Raw genomic sequence first — 9,800 nt, forward strand, 5'->3', positions numbered from 1 at the left:
ATGCCTCTTCTCGACCCCACGCTGATCTTCCCGGTCACCCATCCCGATGGAAGAGTGTCGCGAACCACGTTCTATCTGAAGAATGTCATCGACCATCCGCGCATCGAGATCGGCGATTACAGCTACTTCACGCATTACGGGAAACTGGCGGAAACCGCCAAGATCCTTGCGCCCTATCTCTTCGCCGAAAGCCGGGAACGTCTTGTCATCGGCAAGTTCGTGCAGATCGCCCGCGGCAGCTATTTCATGACGAGCTCTGCCAATCATCCGATGGCGGGCATCACGACCTATCCGTTCCGCATCTTCAAGCCGGAAACCTTCGGTTATCCGGATCTTCCCGTGAAGGACACCATCGTCGGAAACGACGTCTGGATCGGCCATGACGCGGTGATCATGCCGGGCGTTCAGATCGGCCCGGGCGCCATCATCGCCGCCTCATCCGTCGTCACGCGCAATGTCCCGGCCTATGCGGTGGTTGGCGGCAATCCGGCAGCGATCATCCGCATGCGCTACGACGACGAGACGATTCGTGATTTGCTGGATCTTGCCTGGTGGGACTGGCCGATCGAGAAGATCGAAGCCAACCTGCCCGCACTCGAAAGCGGCGATCTGGCGGCGCTCAAAAAGGCTTAGCTTGACGCAATGCGAGGTCTGGCAACACGCCAGACCTCGCAGCATTCGGTCCGGCGATCAGTAATCCCAGATCACAGGCACCCAGCGGAAAGCGTCTCCCGCGACAGCCACGCGTCCGACCGACGGGAACGGCAGGTGCGTCGCGACCAGCAGCTCGCCGGTTGCCGCAAGCTCCTTCAAGAGCTCGACGCGCACGCGCGCCGCCTCTTCCGGATCGTGCTCGAAACCGTTGAACCAGTCCGGCTGGTCGAAGCCGACGGTGAAGACGGCATCGCCGGCAAATGTCAGCCGCTCATCACCGGAGGCGATACGGATGACGCTATGGCCCGGCGTATGGCCACCGGTGCGGCGGGCAACGACGCCGGGAGCGACCTCGTGCTCCTCGTCGAAGAGACGCAGATGGTCGGCATATTCCGCCAGGAACTTCTTGGCGGTCGCTCTCAGCGCATCCGGGAAGCCGTCGGGCATATGGGTGTGGGAGAAGTCCGGCGCCTCCCAGAATTTCGCCTCGGCGGCGGCCGCATGAATGCGCAGGTCGGGACGAAGCCGTTCCTTGACGCCTTCGACGACGAGCCCGCCGATATGATCCATATGAAGATGGGTGAGCACGATATCGGTCACCGACCCGAGATCGATGCCGGCTGCCTCCAGCCGCTTTACCAGCTGGCCGGCGCGCGGCAGATGCAGGTCGGGATCAAGGCCCAGTCCGGCATCGAGAAGAATAGTCTGCTCGCCGCTGCGCACGACCACCGCATTGAGCGGCCAATCGAACGCATCCGTCGGCAGGAACTGGTTCACCATCCAATCCGCCCGTACCGCCGGATCGATATTGTGACCCAGCATCGAGGTCGGCAGCGGCAGCACCCCATCGCTGATGACCATCACATCGATATCGCCGACCTTCACCGCATAACGCGACGGCACCAGCTCACCGGCACCATTGCGGCCGGGATGAAAGGCGTTTTCCGAGGGAACTTTCAGCTGCTTGGCACCCGGCGGACGGGTTTTCGTATCTGACTGCGGCATGACGCACTCCTATGTTGCTTGGACACCAGCCGGCCACCTCTCCGTATGACCTATGCCACAACGGAATTTTGAGTTTGCACCAGCGCTTGTGCGCGCAACGGCGCTCGGGTGACGGCCCGCAACAGTTCTACCGGTGGCCTGGGGCGCCGGTAATCCAAACGTAGGTTTGGGGGTGCGGGATGCGGCGGCGGCCTGTGCAGAGGGGCGCCACCCATGCAAATCCATGCCGCCTTCTAATGCGTGACTCCTTCGGACGGACTGCGCGCGAAAATTCAGCGATGGAAAGATCCTGCTTCACGCAGGTGTTGACCGCTATTGAAATCTGACCTCTTTACCGGCGACCGGTGATGCGAAGAGCTTCTCGCCGATTTCCAGCCTGCGATCCCCATCCGTGCGAACCACCAGCGACGGCAGGCCGGGGACATCGAGATAGACGATCGCGTCGGCGCCGAGCCGTTCGACATAGCGAACCGCGCCTTTCCATTTGCCGTCGGTCGTCGACAACGTCAGATGCTCAGGGCGGATGCCGTAGATCCTACATCCCTCCTGCGCAGCGGTCTCGCCTTCGAAGAGGTTCGTCTTAGGAGAGCCTATGAAGCCGGCGACGAAGGGCGTGGCCGGTTGATTGTAGAGCGTCATCGGCGAGCCAACCTGCTCGATCTTTCCGCCATTGAGCACGACGATCTTGTCGGCCATGGTCATCGCCTCGACCTGATCGTGGGTGACGTAGATCATGGTGGCGCCGAGCTTGGCGTGAAGTTCGGTCAGCTCGATGCGCATCTGCGAGCGCAACGATGCATCAAGGTTCGACAGCGGTTCGTCGAACAGGAAAACCTTCGGGTTGCGAATGATCGCACGCCCGATGGCGACGCGCTGACGCTGCCCGCCGGAGAGCGCCTTCGGCTTGCGATCGAGCAGATGTGCCAGCTGCAGCGTCTCCGCCGTCTGTTTGACCTTCTCCGCGATTTCCGCCTTGGGGCGCCGGGCAAGCGACAGGCCAAAGCCGATGTTCTCGGCCACGGTGAGATGCGGATAGAGCGCATAAGACTGAAACACCATCGCGATGCCGCGCTCGGATGGTTCGGCCGCAGTCACATCCTTGCCGTCGATGAACATCTTTCCCGAAGTCGAAGTCTCCAGACCGGAGATCATGCGCAGCAGCGTCGACTTTCCGCAGCCAGACGGCCCGACGAAGACGCAGAACTCACCGGCCTCGATCGTGAGATCGATGCCCTTGATGACATCAAGGCTGCCGAAGCTCTTGCGGACATCCTGAAGGACGACACTTGTCATGAATTACCCTTTCACGGCGCCGGCCGTCATGCCTGCCACGATCTGCCGGTTGAAGAAGATGAAGACGATGAGCGGCGGAATGGTCACCAGCAGGATGTTCATGAACAGCAGATTGAACTGTGTCTGAAACTGCCCCTGAAAATTATAGAGGGTGAGCTGCACGGTGACGTTTTCCCGGCCGGGAAGATAATAGAGCGGGTTGGTGAAATCGTTGAAGATCGCAATCGACTGGACAACGATGACCGTGACCGTGACCGGCTTCAGCAGCGGCAGAACGACACGGAAGAAAATCTGCAGCGGCTTGGCACCATCAACGATTGCCGCTTCATCGAGATCGCGCGGAATGGCGGCGATAAAGCTTCGAAACAGCAGGATCGTGAACGATAGCCCGTAGGCGATCTGGATGAGGATCATGCCGGATATGGTCTTGAAGAGACCGAGCGACTGCAGCACCCAGATCGTCGGAACGACGGCGGGCGGGATCATCAGACCTGCCAGAACGAAGCCATAGATCAGCGTGTTCCAGCGCGAGGGACGCCGCTGGACGACATAACCGACCATGGCTCCGAAAAGAACGAGCAGCGTCACCGCGACCACGGTGATCACCGTGGAGTTGAAATAGGCCAGGAAGAGCATGTAGTTCCGGGCTTCGATCACATCCATGAAGTTTTGCCACAGCTGCCATTCGCTGGGCCATGTGAAGGTCAGCGCCTGGGCCTCCTGCCGTGTCTTGGCGGCGGTAAGGAAGACGAAGAGGAAAGGCATGACGAAGATCACGCCGCAGGCGAGCATCGCTACTATCCCGGTATAGAGCTGGCGCCGCGTCACAGGTCGATCTCCTTACGGTTGAACCAGGCAGTGAGCGGCAGGACGATCAGGCCGATCAGGAGGAAAAGGATGACATTGCCCGCGGTCGAGAGTCCGTAGAAGCCGGCCTGATACTGTTTGTAGATGACGCTTGCCAGAACGTCGGAAGAAAAGCCGGGGCCACCCTTGGTCATCGCCCATATCAAATCGAAACTGCGCAGACCGCCGATCAGCGAAAGGGTCACTACCGTCACTGTTGCAGGTTTGGAGAGAGGGACGGTAACACGGAAGAACATCTGCCTGCGTGTCGCGCCATCAATCCGCGCCGCCTCGTAATAATCGGGGCTTATAGATGCCAGACCGGCGATGTAGATGACCGTCGCGAGGCCCACTCCCTTCCAGACGTCGACGACGACGATGGAATAGAGCGCAAGCGCCGGATCCGTCAGCCAGCCTGGGCCGTGGATGCCGAGCGTCGCCAGCGCGACATTGATCAGGCCGCGGGTTGGATGCATCAGAACGGAGAAGGTGATGCCGACGCCAATGGTAGAGACGAGAACGGGAAAGAAGATGATCGTCCGCAGCGCGCCTTGCGCCCAAATTCCCGACGTCAGCAGCACGGCAAGCAACAGGCCAAGCACGGTCTTGGCCGCGGATGTCGTCACGGCATAGATGACCGTGTTGATCAGTCCCTTGATCAGGAAAGGCTCGCGGAAGAACTGCTTGTAATTCTCCAGGCCGATGAACTGGGTGGTGAAGAGATCCCAGCGCGTGAGGCTGAACCAGAAGGATGCGATCGTGGGCGCCAGAAAGAGCGTGGTGAACACAACCGCCGCAGGCAGAACGAACCAGTAGGGATAAGGGGATTTTCGCGCGACCATGGCGGCTCCTTGAACATCTGGCCCGCATCCCGCGGCGAAAGCCATACGGGATGCGGGCTGCAGCCGTTACCAGTTCGGCAGGCCGAGTTGCTTTGCCTGCTTTTCCACGTCCTGGTCATAGAGCGCAGCGGCATCCTTGGCCGAGCGAATTCCGGTGCCGACCTCGACCGCGATCTGTTCGAGCGCCGGGCCCTTTACCGGCGAAAGGAACTCGAGCGCCGGACCCGCGCGGCCCTCGGTTTCGAAATAGGGCAGCATATCGCTGACTGCCTGCGGCACATCCTTCGGCAGTTCGCAGCCCTTGATCAGATAGGGACCGGACGGCACGGCCTTGGCCATCAGTTCGCAGCCTTCCTTCGAGGCGACGAAATCGAGAAACTTCTTTGCCTCTTCGAGATGTTCTGCCTTTGCCGAGAGATAGAGCGCCGCCGGCATCCAGATGGTCAGTCCGTTCTTGGCTGCATCGTTGCCCGGCACTGCGAAGAAGCCGACATCCTGCAGGTCGTCGGGGAAATTCTGCTGGATATTGCCGATGCCGAAGGTGAGGCTCGGGTAATGTGCGGCTTCGCCGGTCGATACCATACGCATGCCGTCGTCGAAGGTCGCAGCGCCGAAGTCCTCATTAAAGAAGCCGGCCTTGGCGACTTCTTCTACATGCTCAAAGCCACGCAGTGCGGCCGGCGTGGTCGCGTACTTCACCTTGTTCGCCGTATAGTCCTTCGCGAAATTCGGAACCTCGGATTGAACATTGAAGAAATCTGCCAGCACGAAGATCTGCGACGTCCACGTCGTGCCGTAAGTCTGCGCCAGCGCAACCTTGCCGGCCGCCTTGATCTTCTGATTGTTGGCGATGAAATCGGCCCAGGTCTTCGGCGGCTGAAGGCCAAGCTCGGCATAGATTTTCCTGTTGTAGAAGATGCCGCCACCCATGGCAGGCCCGAACGGAATACCGCGAACATGACCATCGGAGGCGCTGACGACCTTCTTGAACGTATCCAATATGCCGGCTGCGGAAGGAAGATCCGATAGGTCGGCGATCGTCTGCTCCGGCTTCAGCGCCTGGAACAGCGAGCCGCTATTGTATTGGAAAATATCGGGCATCTCGCCGGTTGCCAGCCGCGTCTTGACGATATTGTCGCCTTCCGATCCGCCGGCTCTCTGCTCGACGTCGAAGGTGACATCCGGGTGCTTTTCACTATAGGCCTTTGAGACGGCGTCGAAGGAAGCGATCGACTCGGGATTTGTGTCGATCATAATGCCGAGCGTGACGTCGGCCCATGCGGCGCTGGCGGATAAGCCCAGCATGCTTGCGGCAACAATGCCGTATCTCGTCATTCTCATGGTCAATTCCTCCTCTTGAAGACCAGGATTATTTCCACTTTTGGTTGTGGCAAGGCCAAACCCGATGTCAGATCGCAAACTCGATGACGTGCCGGCCGGCGGCGATGGTTGCCGAGGTTCCCTGGGCGACGGCCTGTCCGTCAATGCGCAGTGCGGGGTGCTTCGCTGTCGCATCCATTCGCGCGGTCATGCCGGCCGGTAGAGCGAGGTTGCAGGTCACCTGCCCTGCCTCGAGGCTCCACTGCACCTCCACGCGTCCAAGGGCCGTGTCGTGCCAAGCCGAGACCGGTGACAGCGCCGGCAAAATCGCCGGATCGAACAGTATCTCGTGAAATGCTGGGTTCTCTTCCCTCGGCTTGATGCCGGCGACATCCTCGAACAACCACTGGCATACGGCGCCATAGGCATAGTGATTGTAGCTGTTCATATCGGGATCATAGATCGTGCCGTCCTCGGCAAGCGCGTCCCAGCGCTCCCAGATCGTCGTCGCGCCGCGCTCGACCTGGTAGAGCCAGCCCGGAACCTTGCGGTTGAGAAACATCTTTTCAGCAAGGTCGAGCATACCGAGGCGTGTAAGCGCGGGCAGCAGCGCCGGCGTGCCGATGAAGCCAGTACCGATGACACCATCGGTCTCTTCAGCGACCTTGCGGAAGTAGGCGCGACCAGCCTCCTCATATTCGGCCGGCACCAGGCCATAGAGAAACGCCAACGCCCACGACGTCTGATCATTATGGGCGATCCGTCCCGATGGCGAGAAGAATTCGTGCTTGAAAGCTTGCCTGATCTCGGCAGCCCGCAACGCCAGCCGCTCCGCTTCACTATTCTCGCCGATGACACGGGCAATCCGCGCCGCGATCTCGGTCGAAATGAAATGATAGAGCGTCGCTGCGCAATCGTCGGCGACGGTCGGCCGCGGCTTGCGGTTATCGCCGACCGGCTGCAGCCAGTCGCCGAAGGTAAATCCATGCTCGCCCCACACAGCAGGTGGACGAATGACCGGTCCGTCAGAAATGTTCCAGAGATAGTCGAGCCACCGCAGCATCGCCGGGAAGCATTCCTCCAGGGCAGCCTTGTCGCCGTAGTGCAGATAGAGCTGCCACGGAATGATGACGATCGCATCCCCCCAGCCGGTGGAGCCCGCCCAGTCGCCGCGATCCGTGATCGGGTGAAGACGCGTAGGATCGGGGGAGAAGTGCGGAACGGCGCCATTTGGACGCTGATCATGCATCACATCGCGAAGATACTTGCGCAGGAAGGACTGGCTGTCGGCAAACCAGCAGGCGGTTCCGGCGAAAACCTGTGCATCGCCAGTCCAGCCAAGCCGTTCATCGCGTTGAGGGCAATCCGTAGGAATCTCGATGAAATTGGAACGCTGCGACCAGATCGTATTCTCGACCAGCCGATTGACCGCATCGAGCCCGCAGGTGAAGCCGCCGGCTGCCACAGGCACCGAGGAAATCGGCACCATCTCGATCGCCAGCACCTCGACGCGTCCCGTCAGGCTGAGGCGCGCGTAGCGGAAGCCCATGAAGGTGAACAGCGGCGCATAGGATTCTTCTCCGTCACCGCTCAATGTATAGACAAGCTCGGCGCGGGCGCTGCGATAGTTCCGATTGTCGAAGTGACGGTCGGGACCGAGCACTTCTGAATGCTCGACACGGATCTGCGCACCGGCTTCGCCTTGCACGCGTATGCGGATATAGGCTCCAGCATTCTGGCCGAAGTCATAGACTGTCCGGCCATCGGCCTCCACCCAGCTGTCAAGCGGCGGGCGGGCGGCGAGCTCACGGACCGCGTCCGTCTCGTGCGGAACAAGTTTTGTCTCGTCGAACGGCAGGATTTCGACGCCGCCAATATCGCGTACCTTGATCCGCGCATCGTAGTCCTCACCGAAATAGATGCCATTGCGAAGAACAGGCGTGAAGCCGCTTTGCCAGCTGGCGTCCGTCTGCAGAAGCAGAGCGTCGCCACTTCGAAGGTCTGCAAGCGCCCCTACCCGCTCTCCCCAGCAATTGACGATCGGGTTGGAGGCCCACATCAGCTGGCTACGGTACCAGCCATCGCCAAGCCAGATCTCGATCCGGTTTTCGCCGGCGACCAATAGATCGGACACTTCATAGGTCTGGTAAGCGATACGGTCGTCATAGCAGGTCCAGCCGGGCGTGAGCAGGTCGATACCGACCCGCTTGCCGTTGATGAAGGCACGGTAGAGGCCGAGCGCCGATATGCGCAGCGTAGCAGTACGCGGAAGGGCGGCGATACTCAAGGTTGCGGAGACGAAGCTGCCCGCCTTTCCCTGACCGCCGTCGCAGGATGGCGCAATCATCGATGCGCCGGACCAGACGTGGTTTGAAGCGGACACGGTAGTGCCTTGCGTCGCGATATTCATTGATACCTCTCCTCCAACCGCGCTCCCACACGGTGTGTATATCGTTCTATGTATATCATTCTACAAATCGAATTGCGTGGCAAGGGCTTTTTCCCTATAATCGGCGGCGGCACCGGAGAGAGCATTTCTGCATGGATTTTCAGGACGTTAACAAACCGAAGGATCGCATCACCATCCGTGATGTGGCGGTCGATGCCGGGGTTTCGGTGGCCGCGGTCTCCAAGGTTTTGCGTAACGCTTATGGCGTCAGCGAAAGCTTGCGACAGAAGGTCGAGACATCGATCGAGAAGCTGAATTACCGCCCGTCCGTCGCCGCACGCGCGATGCGCGGCCAGACCAGCACGGTGGGCGTTCTGGTGATCGAGCTCAGCAACCCCTTCCTGGCCGGCGTCGTGGAGAGTGCGAACGCCGCACTGCTTGGAGGCGGTTACAAATCGATGATCGGGATCGGGCATTCCGCCAGTTCCATCGAGACTTCCATGATCGAGTCGATGATCGACAACCGGATGGACGGCGTGCTGATCATTGCGCCACGGATATCGGGCAAAGTCCTGGATCGCTACGCCAGGCAGATCCCCATCGTCGTCATCGCGCACCATGAAAGCGAGGCGCAGACATATGATTCCGTCAATTCGGATGACCGCAGGGGGGCATTCATCGCTGTGGAGGCGGCCTTTGCGAAGGGATACCGCGATATCGCCATGCTCGGCTACGAGCTCATGGATTCGCCACCGACGGTCGTCGCCATACAACGCGAACGCGGCTATCTTGAAGCAGCAAGGCGCCTCGAGCTGCAGGATCGTATTATCCGCATGCCTCCAGTTTCCTCCGACCGTCATGCGGAAATGGAAGCATTCCTGAATATGCCGGACCGGCCACGCGCCGTCTTCGTCTGGTCGGATCTCGATGCGGTACCGCTCGTCAACATGGCGCGCATGCGCGGTATCCGGGTGCCGGAAGATCTTGCGATCATCGGCTACGACAATTCCCCCGTCGCAGCGATCCCCCTCGTCGGCCTCGACAGCATCGACCAGAACCCCGCCGAGCTCGGCCGCACAGCAGCGGAAATGCTGCTCAGCCGGATCAACGGCCGGAATGTTGCAGAACATCGCCTTATTGAACCGCGCGTTGCGACACGCGGCAGCCTTTAGGTTGAAAGTGAGCCTAGTATTGCCGCGCCGATGTCTACCTTGGAAGCTCCGGGTTCGGCCACCTTTATGGCGTGCGGGATGAGCCACGATCGACTAGTGCAACGGCCATGCCCATAAACGCAAAACGCGCCTGATGGCGGGCTGTGATGTGTGTCGGGAAAGTTTGGTTTCGGGGTGAGGCTTTGAACCTGGGGCGTTGAGGTTATGGTCCGTAGGACGATGATCTACGATCGCCAGGGAAAGCGAAGCTTTTGCGCCATCGATAGGTCGATAGGATTC

Annotated in this window: 8 protein-coding genes; 2 read left to right on the forward strand and 6 right to left on the reverse strand. The window is 60.2% G+C overall.

Going from position 1 to position 9,800, the window contains the following annotated elements; genetic code table 11:
* Positions 1–633, forward strand: coding sequence for a CatB-related O-acetyltransferase (locus ACEN84_RS24105; RefSeq protein ID WP_413710159.1), 633 nt, complete (start codon positions 1–3; stop codon positions 631–633).
* Between the two features lie 57 nt (positions 634–690).
* On the opposite strand, the gene ACEN84_RS24110 is transcribed toward ACEN84_RS24105, so the two are convergent.
* From ACEN84_RS24110 to ACEN84_RS24135, 6 genes are all read right to left on the reverse strand, one after another.
* Positions 691–1,659: an MBL fold metallo-hydrolase gene (locus ACEN84_RS24110; protein ID WP_413710160.1), complete on the reverse strand. Its 969-nt coding sequence runs from the start codon at positions 1,657–1,659 to the stop codon at positions 691–693.
* 312 nt (positions 1,660–1,971) lie between these two features.
* Positions 1,972–2,952: an ABC transporter ATP-binding protein gene (locus ACEN84_RS24115; protein ID WP_112719970.1), complete on the reverse strand. Its 981-nt coding sequence runs from the start codon at positions 2,950–2,952 to the stop codon at positions 1,972–1,974.
* A gap of 3 nt (positions 2,953–2,955) precedes the next feature.
* Positions 2,956–3,744, reverse strand: a complete 789-nt coding sequence (locus ACEN84_RS24120; RefSeq protein ID WP_199627788.1) for a carbohydrate ABC transporter permease — start codon at positions 3,742–3,744, stop codon at positions 2,956–2,958.
* A 32-nt stretch (positions 3,745–3,776) separates the two neighbouring features.
* A complete protein-coding gene (locus tag ACEN84_RS24125; RefSeq protein ID WP_112719968.1) occupies positions 3,777–4,640 on the reverse strand; it encodes a carbohydrate ABC transporter permease in 864 nt (287 codons plus the stop codon).
* A gap of 66 nt (positions 4,641–4,706) precedes the next feature.
* A complete protein-coding gene (locus ACEN84_RS24130) occupies positions 4,707–5,981 on the reverse strand; it encodes an ABC transporter substrate-binding protein (protein ID WP_413710161.1) in 1,275 nt (424 codons plus the stop codon).
* 67 nt (positions 5,982–6,048) lie between these two features.
* Positions 6,049–8,370, reverse strand: a complete 2,322-nt coding sequence (locus tag ACEN84_RS24135; RefSeq protein ID WP_413710162.1) for a family 78 glycoside hydrolase catalytic domain — start codon at positions 8,368–8,370, stop codon at positions 6,049–6,051.
* Between the two features lie 131 nt (positions 8,371–8,501).
* Between ACEN84_RS24135 and ACEN84_RS24140 the strand changes: the two genes are divergently transcribed.
* Positions 8,502–9,521 carry a LacI family DNA-binding transcriptional regulator gene (locus ACEN84_RS24140; protein WP_413711352.1) on the forward strand — a complete coding sequence of 340 codons (1,020 nt, stop codon included), beginning with the start codon at positions 8,502–8,504 and terminating at the stop codon, positions 9,519–9,521.
* Positions 9,522–9,800 lie beyond the last annotated feature (279 nt).

The organism is Rhizobium sp. Rhizsp82, assembly GCF_047325115.1.
GTDB lineage: Bacteria > Pseudomonadota > Alphaproteobacteria > Rhizobiales > Rhizobiaceae > Rhizobium.